This is a genomic window from Sphingomonadaceae bacterium OTU29LAMAA1 (genome assembly GCA_024072375.1).
Taxonomy (GTDB): Bacteria; Pseudomonadota; Alphaproteobacteria; order Sphingomonadales; family Sphingomonadaceae; genus Sphingomonas.
Genome location: CP099617.1, coordinates 2,813,115 through 2,837,423 on the forward strand (window position 1 = coordinate 2,813,115; position 24,309 = coordinate 2,837,423).

Annotated in this window: 24 protein-coding genes; 11 read left to right on the forward strand and 13 right to left on the reverse strand. The window is 66.9% G+C overall.

The window, feature by feature from the left end; translation table 11 throughout:
- The first annotated feature begins 78 nt into the window (after positions 1-78).
- Positions 79-1,368: an adenylosuccinate synthase gene (locus tag NF699_13670; GenBank protein ID USU04094.1), complete on the forward strand. Its 1,290-nt coding sequence runs from the start codon at positions 79-81 to the stop codon at positions 1,366-1,368.
- Positions 1,369-1,430: 62 nt separating this feature from the next.
- Here NF699_13670 and NF699_13675 read toward each other — a convergent pair whose 3' ends face one another.
- From NF699_13675 to NF699_13685, 3 genes are all read right to left on the reverse strand, one after another.
- The gene (locus NF699_13675; protein USU04095.1) at positions 1,431-1,910 is read right to left on the reverse strand and encodes a hypothetical protein; all 480 of its coding nucleotides are present in this window, start codon (positions 1,908-1,910) and stop codon (positions 1,431-1,433) included.
- A 68-nt stretch (positions 1,911-1,978) separates the two neighbouring features.
- Positions 1,979-3,061, reverse strand: a complete 1,083-nt coding sequence (gene aroC, locus NF699_13680; GenBank protein ID USU04096.1) for a chorismate synthase — start codon at positions 3,059-3,061, stop codon at positions 1,979-1,981.
- Positions 3,058-3,327, reverse strand: a complete 270-nt coding sequence (locus NF699_13685) for a DUF559 domain-containing protein (GenBank protein ID USU07097.1) — start codon at positions 3,325-3,327, stop codon at positions 3,058-3,060. Before NF699_13685 ends, aroC begins: the two co-directional genes overlap by 4 nt.
- On the opposite strand from NF699_13685, the gene NF699_13690 reads away from it, so the two are divergent.
- Complete coding sequence (locus tag NF699_13690; protein USU04097.1) at positions 3,268-3,471, forward strand: hypothetical protein; 204 nt, start codon at positions 3,268-3,270, stop codon at positions 3,469-3,471. The two genes, NF699_13685 and NF699_13690, sit on opposite strands and share 60 nt — an antisense overlap.
- 87 nt (positions 3,472-3,558) lie before the next feature.
- On the opposite strand, the gene fabI is transcribed toward NF699_13690, so the two are convergent.
- Genes fabI through NF699_13705 form a run of 3 tightly spaced genes read right to left on the reverse strand, consistent with a single transcriptional unit; the run spans position 3,559 to position 6,274 of the window.
- A complete protein-coding gene (fabI, locus tag NF699_13695) occupies positions 3,559-4,350 on the reverse strand; it encodes an enoyl-ACP reductase FabI (protein ID USU07098.1) in 792 nt (263 codons plus the stop codon).
- 8 nt (positions 4,351-4,358) lie between these two features.
- Positions 4,359-5,309, reverse strand: a complete 951-nt coding sequence (locus tag NF699_13700) for a YihY/virulence factor BrkB family protein (GenBank protein USU04098.1) — start codon at positions 5,307-5,309, stop codon at positions 4,359-4,361.
- An 8-nt stretch (positions 5,310-5,317) separates the two neighbouring features.
- Positions 5,318-6,274 carry a DnaJ domain-containing protein gene (locus NF699_13705; GenBank protein USU04099.1) on the reverse strand — a complete coding sequence of 319 codons (957 nt, stop codon included), beginning with the start codon at positions 6,272-6,274 and terminating at the stop codon, positions 5,318-5,320.
- A gap of 97 nt (positions 6,275-6,371) precedes the next feature.
- On the opposite strand from NF699_13705, the gene NF699_13710 reads away from it, so the two are divergent.
- On the forward strand, positions 6,372-6,635 hold the full coding sequence (locus NF699_13710) for a hypothetical protein (protein ID USU04100.1): 264 nt from the start codon (positions 6,372-6,374) through the stop codon (positions 6,633-6,635).
- 116 nt (positions 6,636-6,751) lie between these two features.
- On the opposite strand, the gene NF699_13715 is transcribed toward NF699_13710, so the two are convergent.
- The 4 genes from NF699_13715 to NF699_13730 form a co-directional block, all read right to left on the reverse strand.
- Entirely contained in the window at positions 6,752-7,636 is an 885-nt protein-coding gene (locus NF699_13715; GenBank protein USU07099.1) for a transglutaminase family protein, read from the reverse strand.
- Positions 7,637-7,644: 8 nt separating this feature from the next.
- Complete coding sequence (locus tag NF699_13720; GenBank protein ID USU04101.1) at positions 7,645-10,119, reverse strand: circularly permuted type 2 ATP-grasp protein; 2,475 nt, start codon at positions 10,117-10,119, stop codon at positions 7,645-7,647.
- Positions 10,120-10,416: 297 nt separating this feature from the next.
- Positions 10,417-12,897, reverse strand: a complete 2,481-nt coding sequence (ligD, locus tag NF699_13725) for a DNA ligase D (GenBank protein ID USU04102.1) — start codon at positions 12,895-12,897, stop codon at positions 10,417-10,419.
- Complete coding sequence (locus tag NF699_13730; GenBank protein USU04103.1) at positions 12,890-13,753, reverse strand: Ku protein; 864 nt, start codon at positions 13,751-13,753, stop codon at positions 12,890-12,892. Before NF699_13730 ends, ligD begins: the two co-directional genes overlap by 8 nt.
- 192 nt (positions 13,754-13,945) lie before the next feature.
- Between NF699_13730 and pdxH the strand changes: the two genes are divergently transcribed.
- From pdxH to NF699_13745, 3 genes are read left to right on the forward strand one after another with little or no spacing between them, the layout of a single operon-like run.
- The gene (pdxH, locus tag NF699_13735) at positions 13,946-14,524 is read left to right on the forward strand and encodes a pyridoxamine 5'-phosphate oxidase (protein ID USU04104.1); all 579 of its coding nucleotides are present in this window, start codon (positions 13,946-13,948) and stop codon (positions 14,522-14,524) included.
- Entirely contained in the window at positions 14,521-15,468 is a 948-nt protein-coding gene (locus NF699_13740; protein USU04105.1) for a cation diffusion facilitator family transporter, read from the forward strand. The genes pdxH and NF699_13740 overlap by 4 nt, the downstream gene beginning before the upstream one ends.
- Positions 15,465-16,274: a PhzF family phenazine biosynthesis protein gene (locus tag NF699_13745; protein USU04106.1), complete on the forward strand. Its 810-nt coding sequence runs from the start codon at positions 15,465-15,467 to the stop codon at positions 16,272-16,274. The genes NF699_13740 and NF699_13745 overlap by 4 nt, the downstream gene beginning before the upstream one ends.
- Before the next feature lie 54 nt (positions 16,275-16,328).
- Here the strand turns inward: NF699_13745 and NF699_13750 are convergent, their stop codons facing one another.
- Both NF699_13750 and mnmA read right to left on the reverse strand, forming a co-directional pair.
- Complete coding sequence (locus NF699_13750; protein ID USU07100.1) at positions 16,329-16,550, reverse strand: UvrB/UvrC motif-containing protein; 222 nt, start codon at positions 16,548-16,550, stop codon at positions 16,329-16,331.
- Between the two features lie 29 nt (positions 16,551-16,579).
- Positions 16,580-17,692: a tRNA 2-thiouridine(34) synthase MnmA gene (mnmA, locus tag NF699_13755; GenBank protein USU04107.1), complete on the reverse strand. Its 1,113-nt coding sequence runs from the start codon at positions 17,690-17,692 to the stop codon at positions 16,580-16,582.
- Between the two features lie 162 nt (positions 17,693-17,854).
- Between mnmA and NF699_13760 the strand changes: the two genes are divergently transcribed.
- The 3 genes from NF699_13760 (at position 17,855) to NF699_13770 (ending at position 18,863) form a co-directional block, all read left to right on the forward strand.
- The gene (locus NF699_13760) at positions 17,855-18,097 is read left to right on the forward strand and encodes a hypothetical protein (GenBank protein ID USU04108.1); all 243 of its coding nucleotides are present in this window, start codon (positions 17,855-17,857) and stop codon (positions 18,095-18,097) included.
- A 102-nt stretch (positions 18,098-18,199) separates the two neighbouring features.
- On the forward strand, positions 18,200-18,499 hold the full coding sequence (locus NF699_13765; protein ID USU04109.1) for a DUF1153 domain-containing protein: 300 nt from the start codon (positions 18,200-18,202) through the stop codon (positions 18,497-18,499).
- Between the two features lie 106 nt (positions 18,500-18,605).
- The gene (locus tag NF699_13770) at positions 18,606-18,863 is read left to right on the forward strand and encodes a GlsB/YeaQ/YmgE family stress response membrane protein (GenBank protein USU04110.1); all 258 of its coding nucleotides are present in this window, start codon (positions 18,606-18,608) and stop codon (positions 18,861-18,863) included.
- Between the two features lie 69 nt (positions 18,864-18,932).
- Here the strand turns inward: NF699_13770 and NF699_13775 are convergent, their stop codons facing one another.
- Entirely contained in the window at positions 18,933-19,652 is a 720-nt protein-coding gene (locus tag NF699_13775; GenBank protein ID USU04111.1) for an SIMPL domain-containing protein, read from the reverse strand.
- Positions 19,653-19,872: 220 nt separating this feature from the next.
- On the opposite strand from NF699_13775, the gene NF699_13780 reads away from it, so the two are divergent.
- Entirely contained in the window at positions 19,873-21,048 is a 1,176-nt protein-coding gene (locus tag NF699_13780; protein ID USU04112.1) for an efflux RND transporter periplasmic adaptor subunit, read from the forward strand.
- Position 21,049: 1 nt separating this feature from the next.
- Positions 21,050-24,265 carry an efflux RND transporter permease subunit gene (locus tag NF699_13785; protein USU04113.1) on the forward strand — a complete coding sequence of 1,072 codons (3,216 nt, stop codon included), beginning with the start codon at positions 21,050-21,052 and terminating at the stop codon, positions 24,263-24,265.
- Positions 24,266-24,309: the final 44 nt, after the last annotated feature.

Here is a 24,309-nt window from a genome sequence, read left to right on the forward strand (position 1 = left end):
CGCAATCAGGACCTGTTCGTGCGCCGAGTCCTGTCGAAGGGCGCACGGATCAACGCCGGCAGGCGGAGACCTGTATCCATGGCCAACGTAGCAGTCATCGGCGCGCAATGGGGCGACGAAGGCAAGGGCAAGATCGTCGACTGGCTCGCCGAGCGGGCCGACATGGTCGTGCGCTTTCAGGGCGGACATAACGCCGGCCATACGCTCGTCGTCGGCGAGAACGTCTACAAGTTATCGCTGCTGCCGTCGGGCATCGTCCGCGGCACGCCCAGCGTCATCGGCAACGGTGTCGTGCTCGATCCGTGGGCGCTAAAGGCCGAAATCGAGCGGCTGGCGGCGCAGGGTGTCGTCGCGACGCCGGATACGCTGCGCATCGCCGACAATTGCGCGCTGATCCTGCCGCTCCACCGCGACCTCGATGCGCTGCGCGAGGATGCGAGCGGCGCGGGCAAGATCGGCACCACCCGACGCGGCATCGGCCCGGCATATGAGGACAAGGTCGGGCGGCGCGCGATTCGCGTATGCGATCTCGCGCACCTCGACGACCTCGGTCCGCAGCTCGATCGCCTGCTGGCGCATCACGACGCGCTGCGTGCCGGCTTCGGCTCGCCAGCGATCGATCGCGAGGGACTGATCGCCGAACTGCGCGAGATCGCGGGTTATGTGCTGGCATTTGCCAAGCCGGTGTGGCGCGACCTCAACGAGGCGCGCGCGGCGGGCAAGCGCATCCTGTTCGAGGGCGCGCAGGGCGTGTTGCTCGACGTCGATCACGGCACCTATCCGTTCGTCACCTCGTCCAACACGATCGCGGGTACGGCGGCCGGCGGGTCCGGCCTTGGGCCGGCGGCGGTCGGCTTCGTTCTGGGCATCGCCAAGGCCTATACGACACGCGTCGGCTCGGGACCGTTCCCCACCGAGCTTGAGGACGAGACCGGCGAGCGGCTGGGCGTGCGCGGTCACGAATTCGGCACGGTCACCGGGCGCAAGCGCCGCTGCGGCTGGATCGACACGGTGCTGCTGCGCCAGTCGGCGGCGGTCGGCGGCATCACCGGCATCGCGCTGACCAAGATCGACGTGCTCGACGGGTTCGAGACGGTGAAGATCTGCACCGGCTATCGCCTGGATGGGCAGGAGCTGGATTATTTCCCCTCACACGCCGCCGATCAGGCTGCGGTCGAGCCGATCTACGAAGAAATGGAGGGTTGGCAGGAATCGACGGCCGGCGCCCGCAGCTGGGCCGCCCTGCCGGCACAGGCGATCAAGTATATCCGCCGCGTCGAGGAACTGATCCGCTGCCCGGTCGCGCTGGTATCGACCAGTCCGGAGCGTGAGGACACGATCCTGGTCCGCGATCCCTTCGCGGACTGATCCGGACGCGAAAAAGCCGGGCGGCTGACGCCACCCGGCTTTTCGTCCATCGGAATGGATGCTTATTGCGGCGGCGTGGTCGTACCGGTGCCTCCGGTCGTTCCGCCCATGGTGCCGGTGGTCGTCGATCCGCCCATCGTGCCCGTCGTGGTCGAACCGCCCATCGTACCGGTCGTCGTGCCGGTTCCGGTGCCGGTGGTGCCGCCCATAGGATCGGCTGTGCCGGACGTGCTGGTGCCCGTCGTGCCACTCATCGGATCTGCGGTCGTCGACCCGGGCGTGGTCGTCGTCGATGATCCGGTGCCGGTCGTGGTGCTGCCGCGGCGGCCGCTACGGCGCGACGAACGATCCTGCGTCGTCGTGGTACCGGTGCTGGCCGTGGGATCGGTCGGCGTGGTCGTCTGGCCACCCATGTTGCCCGAGGTCGCACCATTTGCGGTGCCGGACATCGTGCCGGGGGCGGAGCCGCCATTGCTGGTCTGGGCATACGCTGCGGCTGGGATCAGCATGGCAGCGGCCATGAACGGAATGATCTTACGCATTGTTCTCTCCTGCAAAACTTGCCCGCACCCAACGGGTTAGGCAGAAGAGTGTTCCACTCGTCAGGTGTTTAACGGCCCGTCTGGCCCCGATGCAGCAACGCCTGGTCGGCTAATACCAGTGCCATCATCGCTTCTACTACGGGCACACCGCGGATGCCCACACAGGGATCGTGACGACCCTTGGTGGCAATGTCGGCAGCATTGCCGGAACGGTCGATCGTCTCCACCGGGGTCAGGATCGAGCTGGTCGGCTTGAACGCCACGCGCACGCGGATCGGCTGTCCGGTGGCGATGCCGCCGGTGATGCCGCCGGCATGGTTGGCAAGGAATTCAGGCCCCCCGTCAGCGCCATGTACACCCGGGCGCATCGCATCGGCATTGCCTTCGCCGGTCAACGCCGCCGCCGCGAAGCCGTCGCCGATCTCGACCCCCTTCACCGCGTTGATCCCCATGCAGGCATGCGCCAGTTCGGCGTCGAGCTTGGCATAAAGCGGCGCGCCCCAGCCGGCAGGCACGCCCGTCGCTTCGCAGGCGACCACCGCGCCGAGCGACGATCCCGCCTTGCGTGCGCCATCGATCAGCGTCTCCCAACGTGCCGCTGCCGCACGATCGGGGCAAAAGAATGGATTCTCGTCGATCGCCGCGTCGTCGAAGGCGGCATAGTCGATCCCGTCGCCGCCGATCGCCTCTACCCAGCCGCGAATACGCACCTGCGGGATCACCAGTCTCGCGACGGCGCCGGCGGCGACACGCGATGCCGTCTCTCGGGCGGACGATCGTCCGCCGCCGCGATAATCGCGAAAGCCGTATTTGGCGTCATAGGCGTAATCGGCATGACCGGGACGGTACGCCAGCGCGACCTCTGAATAATCCTTCGACCGCTGGTCGACATTCTCGATCATCAGGCTGATCGGCGTTCCGGTCGTCCGCCCCTCGAACGTGCCCGACAGGATGCGCACCTGATCCGGCTCGCGCCGCTGCGTGGTGAAGCGCGAGGTGCCGGGCCGCCGCTTGTCGAGCCACGGCTGGATGTCGGTTTCGCTCAGCGTCAGACCGGGGGGGCAGCCATCGACGACGGCGCCGATCGCCGGGCCGTGGCTTTCACCCCAGGTGGTGAAACGAAACAGGTGACCGAAGGAATTGACGCTCATGCTCTGCTCTCCGCATGGGGGAGAGTAAGGGCCCCGCCCGGCATCGCCGGGTAAAAAGGTGATGGCGGAAGCGCGGCAAGGATCGTAGCAGCGACGCCGTCCAGATTGCCCATCACGTCCGCATTGCCGAAACGCACGGTTCGATATCCTTCCTGTGCCAGAAACGCCGTCCTTTGTGCATCGGCCGCCACCGCGGCAGCGACGCCATGCGTATCGCCATCGACCTCTACGACAAGCTTTGCGCTCTGGCAGGCAAAATCCGCAATGCGCGTATCAAGACGCTCTTGTCGGCGAAACTAGAAGCCGGCGGGGCGCTGCCGTGCAGAGCAGACCAAAAGAAAGTTTCGGCAGGGGTGGCATCACGGCGCAGGCTTCGCGCGCGCTCTATCGTGCCGTCACCTGGTGGATAGCGTGGCGGCACTGACCCCCACGCTCCCACTGCCTGCGGCAGCGGGCCCCTCCCTTTCCCCCGCGGGGAGAGGGGTCGAGCGGCATTCCTAGGCCAGCGCGATATCCGGCGCGTCCTCTGCCTTCATGCCGATGACGTTGTAACCGGCATCGACGTGGTGGATCTCGCCCGTCACGCCGCTCGCCAGATCACTGAGCATGTACAGGCCCGCGCCGCCGACATCCTCGATCGTCACCGTGCGCCGCAACGGCGCGTTCAGCTCGTTCCACTTCAGGATATAGTTGAAGTCGCCGATGCCGCGCGCCGCCAAGGTCTGGATCGGGCCTGCCGAGATCGCGTTGATGCGGATATTGTCGGGGCCGAGATCGACCGCGAGATATTTGACGCTCGTCTCCAGCGCCGCCTTGGCGACGCCCATGACGTTGTAGTGCGGAATGACCTTTTCAGCGCCGTAATAGGTCAGCGTCAGGATCGATCCACCTTCCGGCATCATCCGACGTGCGCGCTGCGCCACCGCGACCAGGCTGTAGGCCGAGATGTTCATCGTCATCAGAAAATTGTCGAGTGTGGTGTCGTAATACCGTCCGCGCAACTGCGACTTGTCGGAAAAGCCGATCGCATGGACAACGAAATCGATCGTCGGCCATTCCGCCGCCAGTGCCTCGAACGTCGTATCCAGCGCCGCCATGTCCGACACGTCGCAATCAAACAGACGCGCCACGCCGAGCTGCTCGGCAAGTGGACGCACCCGCTTTTCCATCGCCGCGCCCTGATAGGAAAACGCCAGCTCCGCGCCATGTTCGGACAATTGCTTGGCGATGCCCCAGGCTAGCGACTTGTCGTTCGCCAGACCCATGATCAGCCCACGCTTGCCCGCCATCAAACCCGTCACGCCGTCTTCGCCTCCATCTTGGTCGCGCTCCCCTGTAGCGTCGGTTCCGGCGGTTCCGCCAGTGCCGCATTGAGATGGGCGCCGAACACCAGACCCAATCCGATTAGATAGAAGAACAATAGCATCACGACTACACCGGCGAGACTACCATAGGTTAGGTCGTAGCCGCCGAGCTGCGCGAGCACCTTGGGCAACAACGCGGTCATGCTGATCCACCATCCGGCCGTGAACAGCGCACCCGGCCATTTCGCACAGTCGGTGTAACGATATTTGGACGGCGTCACCGAATAGAATAGCAGATACAACGCGCCATACATCACCAGTCCCGGAATGATCCGCGACAGCCCGACCCAGCCCGCGACGCCTTCCGCGAACGGCAACAGGCGATAGATGAACTGTTCCGTGGCGGTCAGGATACCCTGGATCAGAAAGCTCATCAGCGCGATGATCACCGACAGGATGATGACGCCGGATGATGACAGACGCGATCGCCAGAACGGTGCGGTCGCCTTCACGCCATAGGCACGGTGGAAGATATCGCGGATCGTCTCGACGAAACTGCCGACCGTCCATAGTCCCACCAGACCGCCCAGCCACAGCAACGATCCCGTTCGCGCGACCAGCACATCGGCGATCGGCTTGCGCAGGATGTCCGCGACATTGGGCGGCAACACGTGGAGGAACGAGGCGACGGCACGCTGCGTCTCCTCGCTCTGGCCGAGCAGCGACAGCACCGCTGCCGCGGTGATGAAGAACGGGAACACCGTCATCAACGCCAGATAGGCGAGGTTTCCGGCGTGGATGAAACCATCGTTGAACACGCCGAGCGCGGAACGCTTGGTCACCTCCCACGCTGCGGGGCCGGGCTTCAGCTTGGCGAGTTGATGGCGGGCACCATGGCGCTGATGCGCACGGTCTTCGGGGGTCAGGGCAGCGGTATCGGTCACGTGGACGTTCAGACGCCCATCGCCGCGCGAGGGTTCCGTGGGTCGGTCCAGCCCGCTACGAACTGTTGCAGCGCCGCATCGTCTGCAGGCACGTCGATCACCAGCGTCACCAGCTGGTCGCCGCGACTGCCATCCTTCTTGTGGAACCCCTTGCCCTTCAGGCGCAGGGTCTTGCCCGACGTCGTTCCTTTGGGGATGGTGAGCATCACCGCCTTGTCGACCGTCGGCACGCGCACTGCGCCGCCGGCCACCGCCTCGCCGAGCGTGATCGGCAGGTCGAGCCGCACGTCGTCGCCTTCGCGGGTGAAGAAGCGGTGGCCCTGCACCTCGATCGACACGATCGCATCGCCGGCCCCGCCCGGACCCTGTTCGCCCTTGCCGCCCAGCTTCATCTGGGTGCCGGTCTCGACCCCCGCGGGCAGCTTCAGATCGATCGTCTTGCCGTCACCCAGCGTGACGCGCTGTGGGCTGAGCATAGCCGCGTCGACGAAGGGCACCTGCAGGCGATAGGTGACGTTGGCGCCCTTTGGCTGCGGCTGCCGGCCAAAACCGCTGGAAAATCCGCCGCCGCGCGATCGGCCGCCGCCGAACAGGCCTTCGAAGATGTCGCTCATGTCGGGATCGCCGGCACTGCCGCCGCCGCCGAATTCGAATCCTGCACTGCTGAACCCGCCGCCGGGGCCACCGGCGCGACCACCACCTCCCGGCCGCGCGCCGCCGCCATAGCCGAACGGCGAGGCGGGGTTGCCGTCGCCGTCGATCTCGCCGCGGTCGAAGCGGGCGCGCTTGTCCTTGTCGTTCAGCAGGTCATAGGCGTTGGTGACCTGGCTGAATTTCTCCGACGCCTTCGGATTGTCCTTGTTGCGATCGGGGTGCAGCTCTTTTGCAAGCTTGCGATACGCTTTCTTGATGTCCGCCTCGGACGCGCCGCGGGCGACGCCCAAGGTCTGATATGGATCGGCCATTGGTTCCCCGTTGGTGTATTATGCGCCTATGTGGGGGAGGGCGTCGCGCAACGCAATCTCGGGTTGGGTCGTTTGGGTCGCACAAGGAGATGCGATCATGACCGACAAGCAACCGATGCAGGCGATGCCCGAGAACGATGCGAAGCAGGGCGCGGACGATGGCGTGACCAACCCGTCCGGCAAGAGCGACAGCGAGAGCAACGGCGGGGCTTATCCCAATCCGCACACCGGCAAGGGCAAGCAGGACGACGTCGGCGGCGGCTTCATGGGCCACGGCGGACAAAGCCATGTCGAATATTCCGGCACCGGAGATAACGGGACGGATGACGACGTGGGGAACGAGAATGCGGTGACGAAATAGGGACGTCGTCCTCACCCTTCCCACCGCTGGCGCGGTGGGGCCCTTCCCTCTCCCGTCGGGAGAGGGAAAAGACGCCAAAGGCGGCGAAAGGGTGACGGCAGGCGCAGGACGGTCGCTTAAGCCTCGATCAACGGTGCGACGTCCACGCTGACGTCCATGTTCTGTGCCTGCGATCCCAGCACCACGCCATCCACCGGCGCGATCTCGGCATAGTCGCGCCCGACAGCCATGACGATATGGTCGCCCGCCATCCAGATGCCGTTGGTGGGGTCCAACCCGACCCAGCCCTTCACCGGCCCGCACCACAGCAGCACCCACGCATGCGTCGCATCCGCGCCGACCAGCCGCGGCTGCCCCTCCGGCGGGATCGTGCGGATGTAGCCACTCGCATATGCCGCCGGCAGCCCGGCCGCGCGCAGGCCGGTGATCATGATCTGCGCGAAATCCTGGCACACGCCCTTGCGCTTCAGGAATGCCTCGTGCGGCGGCGTGTCGACCAGGGTCGCGGTCGCGTCGAAGGTGAAATCGTCCTGTATACGGCGCGCGAGCGCAATGCCCGCTTCCAGACTGCCGCGATCCGGGTCGAGATCGGCCGCGCAATAATCGGCGATGGCATGGTCGAGCGGGATCAGAGGTGACGGAAACAGATAATTAGCCGGGCTCGCCGCCGACAGGTCGCGGCTCGTCCGCGCCATCGCCGCCACGTCGCGCAGGCTGAAATCGCTCGCGTCCGGCACCGGCACCAGCCGGTCGACCCGCATCCGCGATCGGCTTTCGATCGTCAGGCTGCGCACCGGCGTGTCGATTACCAGCCGGGTGACGTTGGCGAGTCCCGCCTCCGCCCGCGCAGGGCTGACGCGCCCGACCGGCTCGACGGTCAGCGCGTAATCCTCCAGCGTCTGCCCGGGCCAGTCGATCGGCTTCAGCCGCAGGTTGCAGCGGGCGAACTTAACGTTGCCGCCATAGTCGAACCGGGTGATGTGCCGGATATCGTAGAGCATGTCGCCGGTCACGCTAACGTCAGCCCCCCGGCGCGGAGCGGTTCCGCGCCCTGCAGGAAATAGCGGCGTGCCACGCTTTCCGACAATTGCGCCAGCCGCCGCTCCAGATCGCCGAGCGCATCCGGCTCCAGCGCCGCCGCCGTCGTCATCGACAGCGCCGCCGCCAGCGCGCGGCCATGCGCCTGCTGTGGTTCGGGCATACCGTCGTCGCTCAACACGGGCAGGTCACGCAGCCGTTCGCCGATCCGCTCCGCCTGATAGGCGAGGGAGCGTGGGTTGCCCGGATCGAGCGCGACCAGATCGACCACCGGTATGCGCGCAAGCCCCGTCATATAACGCTGGCGATAGCTGATCTGGCTGTCGGCGAGGTCGAGCAGGGTGGACAGGTCGTCCAGCGTCGCCCCCGGCATGCCGAACAACCGCAACGCCCGCGTCATCGCCATCGCCCGCTCGATCCGTCGGCCCAGGTCGTGGAACCGCCACGCCGCCGTCCGCCCCATATGCTCCGCCGACAGACCGGCGATCGCGACATAGCGGCGTTGCAGCGACCCGGCGCGATCGAGCATGCCGCGATGGGTGGGGAAGGGCGCCTCGAGCAGCCGCACCATGTCCGCCGACAGCCGGTCGCGCGACCCCTCGCCGATCCCGCGCGCGAGGCGGTTGATCGTGGCGACCGAATGCCAGCCTTCGTCCTCCATCGCCTGACGCGCGAACGCGGTCAGGTCGCCGCGCTTGAGCGATGGCGGGTGCGCCGCCGCCCCGCCGCCGGCGATCAGCCCGACGAGCTTCCCGACCGTCGCCGACGACAGCGCCGCGCCGCCGTCCGCATCGATCGAATTGCCGAGCATGACGCGGATCGCGGCGAGCAACGCCTCACCCCGTTCCAGATAACGACCGAGCCAGTAGAAATTGTCGGCCACGCGGCTCGGCAGCGTTCCCGGATTGCGACGGACGTGGTGCGAATCGGGCGCCGGTAGCAGCGACACCGGTTCGACCGTATCGACACCGTGGATGCAGACGTCCGCCGACCATGTCCCCTCGCCGAGCACGCTGGCGCGCGGGTCGGTCGCTTCGCCGATCCGCGCAAAGCCGCCGGGCATCACCGTCCAGCCGCCGCTCGCATCGCGTGCCGCGAACACACGCAGCGTGAACGGCCGTGGCACCAGCGCGTCGTCGATGACGACCGGCATCGTCGAAAGGCGCACGATCTCCTGCCCGACGTAATCCTGCGGCCGGCGGGTCATGTCGGCGAGCAGCTGCGCCCGCTGACCCGCATCGAGTTCGCCGCCGTGCACCGTGCGCCCGCCCGGCAGGCCGAGCGGCACCGGCCCGAACGCCGATCCGATCAGCATCCGGTCGAGATCCTCCTCGACGCGCGCCAGCTCCGACGACTGGCCGCACCACCAGGTCGCGATATTGGGCAGGTGCAGGCTTTCGCCCATCAGCCGGGTCGCGAGTTGCGGCAGGAACGCGCCGAACGCCGGCGCCTCCAGCACGCCCGCACCGGGCGCGTTCGACAGCACCACGTTGCCCGCGGCATAGGCGTCGATCAGCCCCGGCACACCGATCTGCGAATGCGAATCGAACGCCAGTGGATCGAGCATGCGTGGATCGACCCGCCGCCACAGCGCATCGATGCGCTTCAGCCCGCCGATGGTGCGGACGTAGACCTGGTTCTCCAGCGCGGCCAAGTCTGCACCTTCGACCAGCAGCAAACCGAGATAGCGCGCCAGATGCGCCTGTTCGGGATAGCTCGGATTGAACCGCCCGGGTGTCAGCAGCCCGATGCGCGGATCGGTACGCCGGCACATCGCCGCGATCCCCGCGCGAAAGGCGGCGAAGAACGGTGCGTGCCGCTGCACGTTGATCCGCCCCTGAAGACCGCCGAGCGTGCGGCTGACCGCCAGCCGGTTCTCCAGCGCATAGCCGGCGCCGGCGGGCGCGCGTAGATGGTCGGCAAGCACGCGCCATTCGCCGGTGGGGCCGCGACCCAGGTCGATCGCGATGAAATGCAGGTGTTTGCCGCCCGGCGGCTCCAGCCCGACCATCGGCCGCAGGAAATAGGGGCTGCCGGTCACCAGCGCGGCAGGGATCAGCCCCCGCTCGACGAGGCGACCGGGGCCATAGAGATCGGCGATCACCGTCTCCATCAATTCGGCACGCTGGACGACGCCGCGGCTGATCTGCGCCCATTCCTCCGCATCGATCAGCAGCGGCACGGGGGAGACGGGCCATGGCCGCTCGTCCGCCTCGCCGATCATCCGGAACCCCATGCCGATGTCGGCGGCATGCCGGCGCACCCGCTCGCGGACATGGTCGAGATCGTCGGAAGCGACGGTCGCCAGTTCTTCGAACATCGCGGTCCAGGCGGGATCGTCGCTGCCGCACAACACGTCGCCAGCGGTGGATCGCGCGCAATAATCGGCGATCCATCGCCGTGCATGCGTCGTCGCATCGAATAAGGGCGCAGCCTGCGTCGCCATCGCTCTAGCGTGTCACCCCATGAAGCCCGCGCTCACCGTGTTCGCTTGCGTGCTGCGAAGCAACACAAAACGGGGAAGCGGGTGGACGTCCGCGCTTTCCACTCCTCCCTCGCGGGGGAGGAACGTGGACCAGCCAACCTTCTTTAATTCCTCCCTCGCTTTAGCGGGGGAGGGGAACCGTTCGCGAAGCGAATGGTGGAGGGGGCGCTTCCGCAAGCGACCGGGCTCGCAGCTTGCCTCCCCTCCGTCACGCTCCCGTGAACGCAGCACCTCCCCATGACAGGGTAGGAATAACGATCACAAATCCGGCAGCACCTGATCCGCCACGCCCCATCCCGCCAGCGCCCGCGACGTGGCGCGATCCAGCAGCTCCGCGGCATCCCGCACGCCCCAGCGCGCCGCGGTGTCGATGTCGCGCAACTCGGTCCACGACACCGGCGCCGCGACCGGAGCGCCGGCCCGTGCGCGCGCCGAATAGGGCATGATCGCGGTGCTGCCGCGCTGGTTGCGCAGGTAGTCGATGAAGATCTTGCCCTTGCGCTTGGCCTTGGTCATCACCGCGACGAACCGGTCCGGCTCCGCCGCCGCCAGCGCCCGTGCGAAGCGATCGGCGAAGTCCTTCACTGCCGGCCATTCCGCCTGCGGGGTCAGCGGCACCACGACATGCACGCCCTTGCCGCCCGACAGCAGGGGAAAGCTCACCAGCCCCAGCTCGGCCAGTTGCGCCGACACATGCTCCGCCGCGCGCCTGGTGTCGGCGAAGTCGAGTCCTTCATCGGGATCCAGGTCGATCACCAGCCGGTCGGGCTGTTCCAGCGCGTCGATCCGCGATCCCCAGCCGTGGAATTCGATCGTCCCCATCTGGACGCAGGCGACCAGGCCATCGGCATCGTCGACGTACAGATAGGGCTGGGTCGACCCGTCCTTCTCCCGCACGTCGATGTGGTGGACGGTGTCGCCGAAGCTGCCGGCGTCGTGCTTCTGGAAGAAGCATGCCTTGCCACGGCCCTGTGGACAGCGGACCAGACTGATCGGTCGCCGCCCCGCCCACGGCAGCATGATCGGCGACAGCTGCGCGTAATAGTCCGCCAGTTCACCCTTGGTGACCTTGCTCTCCGGAAAGATCACCCGGTCTCGGCTGCTCACCTTGATAAGCACCTGCGGCGCGGCGGCGGGGGCGGGTTCGGGCACCTCGGCGACCACCTGATCCGCCGTCTTGTCGCCGCGCAGGCCGACGAAGCTCGAATGGCGTAGCACCTTGTCGGGCGTCACCTCGGCAAAGGCGATTTCGGCGACGAGTTCCGGCCTGATCCACTTCGCCCCGCGCAGGGCGGCCTTGTGCGTCTTCAGGCTGGCCGCATCGACCGACGGCTTCGCGACCGACAGCGTCGTCATCCGGTTCTTCAGGTCGTTCATCAGATCCTGGTCGAACCCCGTGCCGACCTTGCCGGCATAGCGAAACCCGTCCGCTTCGCGCAGCCCGAGCAGCAGCGACCTGAACCCGCGGTTCTTGTCCGACGGCGTCCAGCCGACGATGACGAATTCCTGCCGCTGGATGCACTTGGCCTTCAGCCACGTCCTGTTGCGTGCACCGGCATACGGCGCGTCGGCGCGTTTCGACACGACGCCTTCCAGCCCCTCGCGGCACATCGTCTCGAACAATTCCTCGCCCGAACCAAGCACGTGTTCGGCGAACTGGATGCGTTCGCCATTCTCCACGATTCCACGCAGTCGATCCTTGCGCTCGACGGTGGTGAGGGGGGTCAAATCCTCGCCGTTCAGCTCCAGCAGGTCGAACGCGAACAGGGTCATGTCGCCGGCGTTGGCGATCGCATCCTTCAGCGTCGAAAAATCCGGGTGGCCGTCCTTGTACGCGACGATTTCGCCATCGATCAGCGCGGACTGCACCGGCAGGGCGGCGGCGGCATCGGCGATCGCGGCGAACTTGTCCGTCCAGTCGAGGCCGCTGCGGGTATGGACCTTGGCCTTGCCATCGCCGATCGCGACGAGGGCGCGATAGCCATCGTATTTCACCTCGTGCAGCCATCCGGTGCCGGCAGGGACGCTGTCGACGAGGGTGCAGAGCTGCGGTTCGCGAAACGCGGGCAATGGCTTGCTAGCGCCGGACCTGCCCTTCCGCGGCTTCGCCGCAGGTGCCGGCTTGCGGGCCGGTTTGCCGGCCGGCGCCTTTGCGGTCGCGGTCTTCCCCTCGGCGATGTCCGCCATCGTCCGACCGGTGGCGACGCTGGTCAGCGCCCCTTCGACCAATGTGTCGGTGCCGCCGGCATAAGCGTCGTTGATCTTGCGGAGCAGCCAGTTCTCCCGCTTCTCCTTCGCGCGCGGTTTCAGCCGGATCAGCAGCCATTCTCCCTTCATCCGCTCCCCATCGAGCGTGAAGTGCAGATGTCCCTTGTCCAGATCCCTGGCGGATTTGCCCGCGATCGGGGCCCATGTTCCGCGGTCCCACAGCATCACCGTTCCGCCGCCATATTCCCCGGCGGGAATCGTCCCCTCGAACGTCGCATAGGACAGCGGATGATCCTCGGTCCGCACCGCCAGCCGCTTTTCGTCGGGATCCAGGCTCGGCCCGCGCGTCACCGCCCAGCTTTTCAGGACGCCGTCGATTTCCAGCCGGAAATCCCAGTGCAGCCGGGTCGCGTCATGCTTCTGGACCATGAAGCTGTTGCCGTGGCCCGGCGCCAAAGTACCGGCGGGCTCCGCAGTCTTCGCAAAGTCGCGCTTGGCGTTGTAGCGTTCGAGCGGGTCGGCCTCAGGCACGCTTTTTCGCCGGTGCGCGCTTGGCGGGGGCCTTCTTCGCAGGGGCCTTCTGCGCGGCGGTCCCGCCGGATTTTTCCATCGACTTCTTCAACGCCGCCATCAGATCGACGACGTTGCTGCCGGACTTGGTGCCGCTATCGTCCGCGGCCTCGATCAACTTGCCGCCCTTCGCCTTCCGCTTGCGCTCGACGAGGTCCTTCAGCGCATCGACGTAGCGGTCGTGGAACTCCTGCGGGTCGAAGGTCGCGGTTTTCTTGTCGATCAGTGCCTCGGCCAGATCGAGCAGCTCGGCATCCGGCTTCTGGTCCGGTATCTCGCGAAAATAACTCTGCGCCTTGTTGACCTCGTCGGCATAACGAAGCGTTTCCAGCACCATCCCGCGTCCGCATGGTTTCAGGCTGACGACATATTCCCGCCCGCGCATGGCGAGTTGCCCCAGGCCGACCTTCTTCGTCCGCCGCAACGCCTCGCGCAGCACGATGAACGCCTCCTCGGCCAGATCGTCGGCGGGCACGACGAAATACGGCTTCTCGTAATAGAGCACGTCGATCTCGCTCGCGTCGACGAATTGGGTCAACTCCAGCGTCTTCTTCGATTCCAGCTTCACCGCGTCGATCTCGTCCTGCTCCAGCAGCACGAACTCGCCCTTCGACACCTCATAGCCCTTCATGATCTCGTCGGTGTCGACGGGACCGACACCGGTGACGATCTTCTCGTAATGGATCGGTTTGCCGGTCGGCTCGTGGATCTGCTTGAACGCCACCGCCGCGCCGCTCTTGGTCGCGGAGTAGATTTCGACCGGAATCGACACCAGCGCGAGCCGGATCTGTCCTTGCCAATACGCACGTGCGGCCATGTGTCGGTGTCTTTCCGTTGCGGAAGCGATTCAATTCGCGGGCGAAAGAGTCGTTCCGCGACAACTGAAGTCCTCCCCCGCGGGGGGGAGGTGGCGCGGCGTAGCCCATGACGCAGGGGGGCAGGCGACCTCTTCGACTGGAAGGCCCCAGCTCCCTTTCCCCCGATCGCCGACATGCGCTAGAGAGCCGCTATGGCCGACGATCCCTTCGCTCTGTTCGACAGCTGGTACGCTGATGCGCGGGACAGCGAACCGAACGATCCCAATGCGATGGCGCTCGCCACCGTCGATGCGGAGGGGCAGCCTTCCGTACGTATGGTGCTGCTGAAGGGGCACGGCCCCGACGGATTCGTGTTCTACACCAACCGCGAAGGGCGCAAGGCGGCGGACCTCGCCGCGGTTCCGAAGGCGGCACTGCTGTTTCATTGGAAATCGCTGCGTCGACAGATACGTATCGAAGGCCCCGTAACGCTCGCCACCGATGCCGAATCCGATGCCTATTTCGCCAGCCGCGGCCGGGATTCGCAGCTCGGCGCATGGGCGTCCGACCAGTCGCGCCCGCTCGCCGACCGGGAAACGTTCGAGGCGCGCTTTGCCGAAATGACGGAGCGGTTCGAGGGCGGGGACGTCCCGCGGCCGCCGCATTGGGGCGGCTATCGCGTCACGCCACGGGTGATCGAATTCTGGCAGGATCGTGCGCATCGCCTGCACGAACGCCGCGTCTTCACCCGTTCCGGCAGCGACTGGAGCGAGGGGCTGCTGTTCCCGTGACGCGTGACGAACAGCGTCGGTTCCTGCCACTTGCGACGCGCGCCGCGCTCGCCAGCGTGGCGATGGCGTGTTTCCTGCTGGCGTTGAAGAGCTTCGCGGCATGGCAGACCGGATCGGTCGCGATGCTCGGCAGCCTCGCCGATACCGCGCTCGATCTCCTCGCCAGCCTCGTCACCCTGTACGGCGTCCGCCTCGCCGCGACGCCGGCCGATCACGACCACCGCTTCGGCCATGGCAAGGCGGAGGCGCTGGCGGCGTTGTTCCAGGTCGCGCTCATCACCGCGTCGGCCGCCGCCATCGCATGGCGCGCGATCGATGCGCTGGGCCAGAACGGCCCGACCGCATCGGCGGATTTCGGCATCACCGTATCGGTCGTCGCGATCGTCGCCACGGCGGTCCTGCTCTGGTACCAGCGCAGCATCATCCGGCAGACCGGCTCCGTCGCGATCATGGCCGACAACATCCATTACCAGTCCGACGTGCTGCTCAACGGATCGGTGATCGTCGCGCTGGTGCTCGACCAGTATCTCGGGTTTCACAAGGCGGACCCGATCCTCGGCATCGCCATCGCGCTCTGGCTGGCCTGGGGTGCGTTCCAGGCGTCGTCCAACGCGATCGACCAGCTGATGGACAAGGAATGGCCGGAGGATCAGCGCAATGCCTTTCTCGACGTCGCTGCCCGCCAGCCGGGACTGAAGGGCATCCACGATTTCCGCACGCGCCGGTCGGGCAGCCACGATTTCGCGCAATTCCACATGGAGGTCGACCGCAACCTGACGGTCGGCGCCGCGCACGACATCGTCGAATCGGTCGAATTCAACCTCCGCCAGACCTTTCCCAAGGTCGAGGTGCTGATCCACCTCGATCCCGAGGGGCATGTCGACACCGACAATCCGCTGGTCGAGGCCGACGTCACCCCCCATTGGTTCGGAAAGCGCCTATGAGAATCCCGTTCGCCCAGATCGATGCTTTCGCCGAGAGTGCTTTCGGCGGCAATCCGGCGGCGGTGATGCCGCTGTCGGCATGGCTCGACGACGCCGTGCTCCAGAACATCGCGTCCGAGAACAACCTCAGCGAAACCGCTTTCATCGTCCCGATCGCGGGCAACGGCGGCGCGGATGACGATGCGGATTTCGAGTTGCGCTGGTTTACCCCCGCGGCGGAAGTCGCGCTGTGCGGCCATGCGACGCTGGCGAGCGGTCACTTCGTGCTGTCGTCCGACGACGACCGGACGACGGTGCGCTTCCGGACGCGGCAGGCTGGTATCCTGCAGGTCTCGCGCGAAGGCGACCGCTATCGCATGGCGCTGCCGGCGTGGGGGCCATCGCCCCGACCGCTCGACGCGATCGTCGCCGCGCTCGGCGTCGAGGCGGTCGAGACGCTGTGGCAGGACAAGGGCTATGCGCTGGTCGTCGTCGCCGATGAAGCCGCGGTGCGCGCCGCCCGGCCGGACGATCGTGCACTGATGGACGCGGGGCCGATCGTCGCGATCGTCACCGCGCGGGGCGAGCGCACCGACATCGTCAGCCGCGCCTTCACACCCTATTTCGACATTTCCGAAGACCCGGTGACCGGTGCCGCGCATGCCGTCGCGGTGCCTTATTGGGCGGAAAAGCTCGGCAAGGACCGGTTCACCGCCTTTCAGGCCAGCAAGCGCGGTGGCCTGCTCACCTGCGCGCTGGAAGGCGACCGCGTGATCCTGGGTGGCGCCTGCGTGACGGTGATTGAAGGGACGTTCCTGCTGCCGTAAGGGGCATCCTGCACATCACCCACACCACCATCATGCCGGGAACCCCGCGTTTCTCTACCGCCCACGGCCCTTCGTCATCGGGTCGGGCTTCACCGGCTTCACCCAGCCTTCGGGCGGCACGACGCGCGACTGGCTCGTTCCCAGGCCCATCGCGCCCGGCCGCTGCCGCTCCAGCCCCGCCGGGTCGACATCCTCGCCGCCGCCGCGCAACAGGCTGATCCGGTCGCGCAACCGCCCCGCCGTTTCGAAATCGAGTGCCGCGGCGGCGGCTTCCATCTCCAGTCGCAACGCCTCGATGGAGACGGTCACGCCGCTTCCGCCACCATCGCCGCCTCGGTCGCCGCGATCCAGCCGCCGCCGAGCACGCGTGTTCCCGCATACAGCACCGCCGCCTGACCCGGCGCGACGCCATATTCGGGTGCATCGAACGACAGCCGGTCGCCATCCAGCCGTGCCGCCACCGGCCTCGCCATCGATCGCACCTTGGCGGTGACCGGCCCGTCATGGTCGCCACCGATCCAGTTGAGCCCGGTGATCCGTGCCGCCCCTACCGCCAGCGCCGCGCGCGGCCCGACCACCACCTGCCGCGCGGCCGCATCGACCCGCACCACGTACAGGGGTTCGGGCGTGCCGCCGATCTCCAGCCCGCGGCGCTGGCCGACAGTGAAGTGGATGATGCCGCGATGCGTGCCGAGCTTCGCGCCGGACAGGTCGACGATATCGCCCGCGGTATCCACCTCCGGGCGCAGCTTGCGCACCAGACCGGCATAATCGCCGTCGGGGACGAAGCAGATGTCCTGACTGTCGGGCTTCGCCGCGACACCCAGACCCAGTTCGGCGGCGATCTCGCGCACCCGCGGCTTGGGTAGCGCACCGAGCGGGAAGCGCAGATAGTCGACCTGCGCCTGCGTCGTCGCGAACAGAAAATAGCTCTGGTCGCGCGCGGGATCGGCACCGCGATGCAGCTCCGCGCCCGCCGGCCCGATCACCCGCTGCACGTAATGACCCGTCGCCAGACAATCCGCCCCCAGGTCGCGTGCCAGCGCCAGCAGATCGGTGAACTTCGGCCCGGTGTTGCATTGTACGCAGGGGATCGGCGTGCGGCCGGCAAGATATTCGTCGGCGAAGGTGTCGACCACCGTCTCCTTGAAGCGGGTCTCGTGATCGAAGACGTAATGCGCGATCCCCAGCCGGTCGCATACCGCACGCGCGTCGCGGATGTCGCGGCCGGCGCAGCAACTGCCGGCGCGGCCCGTCGCCTCGCCATGATCGTACAATTGCAGCGTCACGCCGATCGTCTCGGCCCCGGTACGCGCCGCCAGCGCAGCGACGACCGAACTGTCGACGCCGCCCGACATCGCCACCACGATCCGCTTCGAGGCGAGGTCGCCACCCAGCTGAAAATCCACATCGTCCATGCCCGGCCACATAGGCGTTCCGACGTGGAACCGCAAAGCGACACCCGTGGTGGAACGGTAAGGTAATGAAGGTTCACATAAACTTGCGTCGGGCTTTACCCCGCCTTCACCGCCTGTCCCCTAAGCCCGGGTTCCCGAACGCGTAACACGAGTAATCGAGCATTGGATCTCAGCTTCCCCGGCTTCGACAGGAATTCGGAAGTCACCCAGCTTCCGGGCGATCTGGCGGTGCTCATGGTCGGGATCGCCGCGCGGCAGACGGCGTCTCCGACCGCCGTCGCGCAGGCACGGTTCGGCCGCCTGGGCGATCCGTCCCGGTTGCTGCAGCCGCTGGATGGTGCCTTCAACGGCCCGATGGCGGCGATGCTCGCGCGTTGGAGCGGAACCCGACGAAGTGAGGAATGAATGCGCCGTTTACCGTGGCGTTTCAGGCGATCTTCAAGACCGCTCGCTAGGGACCAGTATCGCGTTTGAGAGGGGGCCCCCCGCCCCGATCGAGGTTGAGTAATGATCGAGAACCAGAAAATCCGTCCCGCCAAAGTCATCGGTCCGCTCGGCGAGTCGCTGACGCTGGACTCGCTGCCGCCGCCATCGACGACGCGGTGGGTGGTGCGACGCAAGGCGGAGGTGGTCGCCGCGGTCAACGGCGGACTGCTGAGCGTGGACGAGGTCTGTGCCCGCTACGGCCTGACGGTCGAGGAATTCGCCGGCTGGCAGCGGGCGATCGACCGGTCGGGCATGCCGGGCCTGCGCGTCACCCGCATCCAGCATTACAAATCCCTCTACGAACGCCAGCAAAAGTATTGAGAACACCCGGTTCCGCACGTCGCAAAAACGAAACGCGTGCGGAACATTATCCGGCCCTCATGAGTCTTTCCGCACAGAGCCCACGCCGGGCGTAACGGAGGGACTTATGGGTATCATTCTTTGGCTGATCATCGGTGGTGTCATCGGCTGGCTGGCCAGCATCATCATGCGCACCGATGCGCAGCAGGGCATCTTCCTGAACATCATCGTCGGCATCGTCGGCGCGTTCATCGGCGGGCTGATCATCTCGGGCGGATCGATCAACAATGCACCGCTGAACATTACCTCGTTCCTGGTGTCGCTGCTGGGCGCGATCGTCCTGCTGGCGATCGTCAACCTGGTGCGTCGCGGCAGCGTCCGCTAACCACGACGGACTTTCGCTTCGTCACGCGAACGTGGAAAGGCCGCCCGGGCAACCGGGCGGCCTTTTTCGTCATTGCAGCAGGAAACGGACCGACAGCGTCACGGTGACGTCCTGTTCGCCCGGTGCGATCGACGTCTGTGCATCGGCGGCGCGCTGTACCCGGAACAGCACCGGCGGCGTCGGGCCGCCCGCGTTCTGCCCGGCCTCGGCGATCGAGATCACCCGGACGACCTTCATCCCCGCCGCGGCTGCGTATAGATCGGCTCGCGTGCGGGCCTGCTTCACCGCGTCGGTCCGCGCTTCGTCCAGCGCGGCGTCGGGCTTGTCGATCGACAGGTTGGGGCCGTCGATCTGGTTCGCACCCTGTGCGACCAGCGTATCGAGCACACCACCGGCTTTCGCGACGTCGCGGAAGCGGACGCTGACGGTATTGGTCGCCTGATAGCCGGTGAGGGCGGGCGGCTGCCCGTCGGTATAGCGATATTGCGGGCTGAGCCCGACGTTGGCGGTCGCGATGTCGCGGGTGGCGATGCCCCCACGCTTCAGGGCGGCCAGCACCCGCGCCATCCGCTGGGCATTGTCCGCGAGTGCCGCCGCCGCGGTCGACGCCTGTGACACCACGCCGGCGCGGATCGTCGCGATGTCGGGCACGCGCGTCGTCCGCCCTTCGGCGCTGACGTCCAGGATCGTGCCCTGCGCCGGTATCAGCGGCTCGACCGTCTGCGGCGCGGTCTGCGCAGCCGCCGCGGCAGGGACCATCACCGTCGCCAGCGCTGCCCCGAAAGCCATCGAACCCTTCACTATCGTATCTCCCGTCGCCTCAGTGCGAGACGGTCGTCTGCCGCGCTGCGACGAAACCTCAGCTGAACGGGTGAAATCGTTGCGAAGACGGGCGCTTTCGGGCATGGCACAGCGGTCGCGCCGGCGGGGGCTTGAGCGTGGTGATATATTCATATAATACAGCTGCGGTATGCGGTGGCCATGATGGCCGGACGGGGATGGGACAGGCATGAACGACTATCAGGGTTCGATCGGGCACGAGGAGCGGCTGGCGTTGCCGGGTGAGCCTGCACCGTCGCGCCGCGGCCGCACGATCGTCATCACGCTGATCGTCGTCGTTCTGCTCGCCGTCGCCGCATGGGCGATGTTCGGCCGCAAGAAGGTGGACCCCAACGCCGGGCAAAAGACCGAACAGATGCCGACGGTTACCGTCGTCGTTCCCGGCCGCAAGACCGTCGATCGCACATTGTCCGCAACCGGCACGCTCGCCGCGCGCCGCGAGATGCCGGTCGGTGTCGCCGGCGAGGGCGGCATGATTACCCGTGTGCTCGTCGAGCCGGGCCAGTGGGTCAATGCGGGACAGGTGCTCGCCACCGTCGACCGGTCGGTGCAGCAGCAAACCGCGCAGTCGCTCGCGGCACAGGTGAACGTCGCCCGCTCCGACCAGACGATCGCGCAGGCGGAGCTGGACCGCGCCCAGCAGCTCGTCGATCGCGGCTTCATCTCGAAAGCCGATCTCCAGCGCAAGGCCGCCACCCGCGACGCCGCCGCCGCCCGCGTGCAGGTCGCCGCCGCCGGTCTGCGAGAGGCGAATGCCCGAAACGGCCGGCTGGACATCCGCGCGCCCGCCGCCGGGCTGGTCCTGACGCGTGGCGCCGAGCCGGGCCAGATCGTCAGCTCGGGCACCGGCGTCCTGTTCCGCATGGCGCAGGGTGGGCAGATCGAGATGCGCGCGCAACTCGCCGAGGCGGATCTTGCGACGCTGCGCCCCGGCGCCCGCGCTCAGGTGACGCCGGTCGGCAGCGACCGCGTCTTCACCGGAGAGGTCTGGCAGGTCGCGCCGATCATCGACGCGCAGACGCGGCAGGGCGTCGCGCGCATCGCATTGCGCTACGATCCTGCGCTGCGCCCGGGCGGGTTCGCCGCCGCGACGATCGTCGGCGGCGCCGCGGTTGCGCCGCTGCTCCCCGACAGCGCCTTGCAGAGCGACGAAAAGGGCAGCTTCGTGTATGTCATCGGCAAGGACGATAAGGTCGAACGCCGCAACATCAAGATCGGCCAGGTCTCCGATGCCGGCGTCACGGTGATGTCGGGCCTCGACGGCACCGAACGCGTCGTGCGCTCGGCCGGCGGGTTCCTCGCGCCGGGCCAGAAGGTGAAGCCGGTCGTACAGAAGGCGAGCTGACATGAGCTTTCGCAACATCTCCGCCTGGGCGATCCGCAACCCGGTCCCGCCGCTCGTCCTGTTCTTCGCGCTGACGCTGGCGGGCATCGTCAGCTTCATGCGGATGGACGTGAACAACGATCCGGACATCGATTTCCCGATCGTCATCGTCGTCATCAGCCAGCCTGGCGCGGCGCCGACCGAACTTGAAAATCAGGTCACCAACCGCGTCGAAGCGGCGGTGCGATCGCTCCAGGGTATCGACGAGATCAACTCGACGGTGACCGAAGGCCAGTCGCAGACCGTCGTCCAGCTCGCGATCGGCACCTCGATCGACCGCGCGGTCAACGACACCCGCGACAAGATCGCCCAGATTCGCAGCGACCTGCCTGACGGCATCCTCGAACCGCAGATCTTCCGCGCCGACACCACCGATAACGATCTTGCCAGCTATTCGGCGATCGCCAGCGACATGACGGTGGAGCAGCTCAGCTGGTACATCGACAACACCGTGTCGAAGGAATTGCTGTCGGTGCCCGGCATGGCCGCGGTCAACCGCAACGGCGGCGTCAGCCGCGAAATCCGGGTCATCCTCGATCCGCTCAAGCTGCAAAGCCAGGGCCTCACCGCGTCTCAGGTCAACCAGCAGCTCCGCCAGATCAACCTCAACGCCGCGGGCGGGCGTGCCGAGATCGCCGGGTCCGAACAGTCGGTCCGCGTGCTCGGCAATGCCAGAAACGCCAACCAGCTGTCGGACACGCTGCTCAACGTCGGCGGCGGCCGCACCATCCGTCTGGGGGACATCGCCACCGTCCGCGATCTGTACGCCGAACAGCGCAGCCGCGCCGCGGTCGACGGGCGTCAGGCGATCAGCTTCGATTTCCAGCGCGCCAAGGGCGCATCGGACGTCACCGTCTTCAACGAAGCGGTCAAGAAGCTGGAGGCGCTGGAGAAGCGCAACCCGAACGTTCACTTCATCCTCCGCTCGAACAGCGTCAAATATACCGAGGCGCAGTACGAATCCGCCATCCATGCCATGATCGAGGGCGCGGTGCTCGCGGTGCTCGTCGTGCTGCTGTTCCTGCGCGACTGGCGCGCGACGCTGATCTCGGCGCTCGCGATCCCCTTGTCTGCGATCCCGACCTTCTGGTTCATGGAGCTGCTCGGCTTCAACCTCAACCAGATGACGCTGCTCGGCCTCAGCCTGGTCGCGGGCGTGCTGGTCGACGACGCGATCGTGGAGATCGAGAACATCGTCCGGCACATGCGGATGGGCAAATCCGCCTATCAGGCCTCGATCGACGCCGCGGACGAGATCGGCCTTGCCGTGCTCGCCACCACCATGTCGATCGTCGCGGTGTTCATGCCGGTCAGCCTGATGCCCGGCATCTCGGGCCAGTATTTCCAGAACTTCGGCCTCACCGTCGTTGTGTCGGTGCTGATGAGCCTCGCCGTCGCGCGCCTCATCACGCCGATGATCGCCGCCTATTTCCTCAAATCCTTCGGCCACGCCAGCCACGGCGAGGGCAAGCTGATGGACGTCTACATGCGCGTGCTGCGCTGGACGCTCGACAGCACCCGGCAAAAGGCGAGCGCGGCGCGCGGCGGCTTCCATCGCTTTTCGAGCCGCTGGCGCGATCACCGCATGTGGGTGATGGGTTTCGGCTTCCTCACCTTCGTCGCGACGATCCTGATGTTCGGCGCGGTGCCGATGCAATTCTCGCCATCCGAGGATAGCGACAATTCGACCGCGACGATCGAGATGGTGCCCGGCACCACCCTCGCCCAGACCGACGCCGTCGTCACCCGCGTCAGCGACCTGCTCCGCCGCCAGCCGGAGGTGCAGTCGGTCTACGCCCGCACCGGCGTCGGCAACGGCCGCGTCACCGCCACCCTGAAGGACGATCGCAAGGTCACCAGCACCGAATTCGAACGCAATCTCGCGCCCGAGCTCGCCAAGTTCGCCGATGCCCGCGTCGGTTTCCGCTCGCAATTCGGCTGGGGATCTTCGGGTCGTGACATGACCGTCGTCCTCGGCGGCGACGATCCGGAACTGCTGCAGAAGACCGCGACCACGCTGGTCGAACAGATGTCGCGCCTGCCGACGCTCACCCAGCCGCGCATCTCGGGCAACCTCCAGCGGCCGGAGATCGTCATCCGTCCGCGCTTCGATCTCGCCGCCAGCCTCGGCGTGACGACGCAGGCGCTGTCCAGCGCGATCCGTATCGCCACGCTGGGCGACATCGACCAGAATTCGGCCCGCTTCTCGCTGTCGGATCGTCAGGTGCCGATCCGCGTCGCGCTCGACCAAGGCGCGCGGACCGAATTGTCGACGATCCAGAACCTGCCCGTCTCCACCCAGTCGGGCGGATCGGTGCCGCTGTCTCTGATCGCCGACATCTCGCTCGGCTCCGGCCCGACTCAGATCGACCGCGTCAACCAGCAGCGCCGCATCGCCGTCGGCGCCGACCTCGCATCCGGCGTCGTGTCCGGCATCGCGCAGAAGCAGATCGACATGCTGCCGGTCATGCAGAACCTGCCGATCGGCGTGAACAAGCTGACGCTGGGCCAGGCCAAGTGGCAGGCGGAGATGTTGCAGAACTTCGTCGTCGCGGTCGTCGCGGGCACCTTCCTCGTCTTCGCGGTGCTGGTGCTGCTGTATCGTCGCGCGCTGCCGCCGTTCGTCAACATGGCCTCGCTGCTGCTCGCGCCGCTGGGCGGGCTGATCGCGCTATGGGCAACGGGCAATCCCCTGTCGCTGCCGGTGTTCATCGGCCTGCTGATGCTGCTCGGCATCGTCGCCAAGAATTCGATCCTGCTGATCGACTTCGCGCTGGAGGAGATGAACAAGGGCGTCGACACGCTTACCGCGATCATCGATGCCGGGCACAAGCGCGCCCAGCCGATCGTCATGACCACGGTCGCGATGGTCGCCGGCATGATCCCCACCGCCGCTTCGATCGGCAGCGACGGTTCGTGGCGCGCGCCGATGGGCATCGTCGTGATCGGCGGGCTGATCCTGTCGACGCTGCTGACGCTGGTGATCGTGCCGGCGGCCTTCAGCCTAGCGGTCGGGGTCGAACGCTACGTCGGACCGCGGCTCGGCCGTCGCCTGCTGACCTATCGTCCCGGCGACGACGGCAGCACCGTGGTCGGCATCGCCGGCCCGGATCAGCCGGCGATCGCACCCGCACCGGGACGCATCGGCTACGGCGAGGGCGAACAGCCGGCGGAATGATGCGGGGCGGGGGCGCGTCCTTCCCCCCGGTCGTCCCGGCGAAC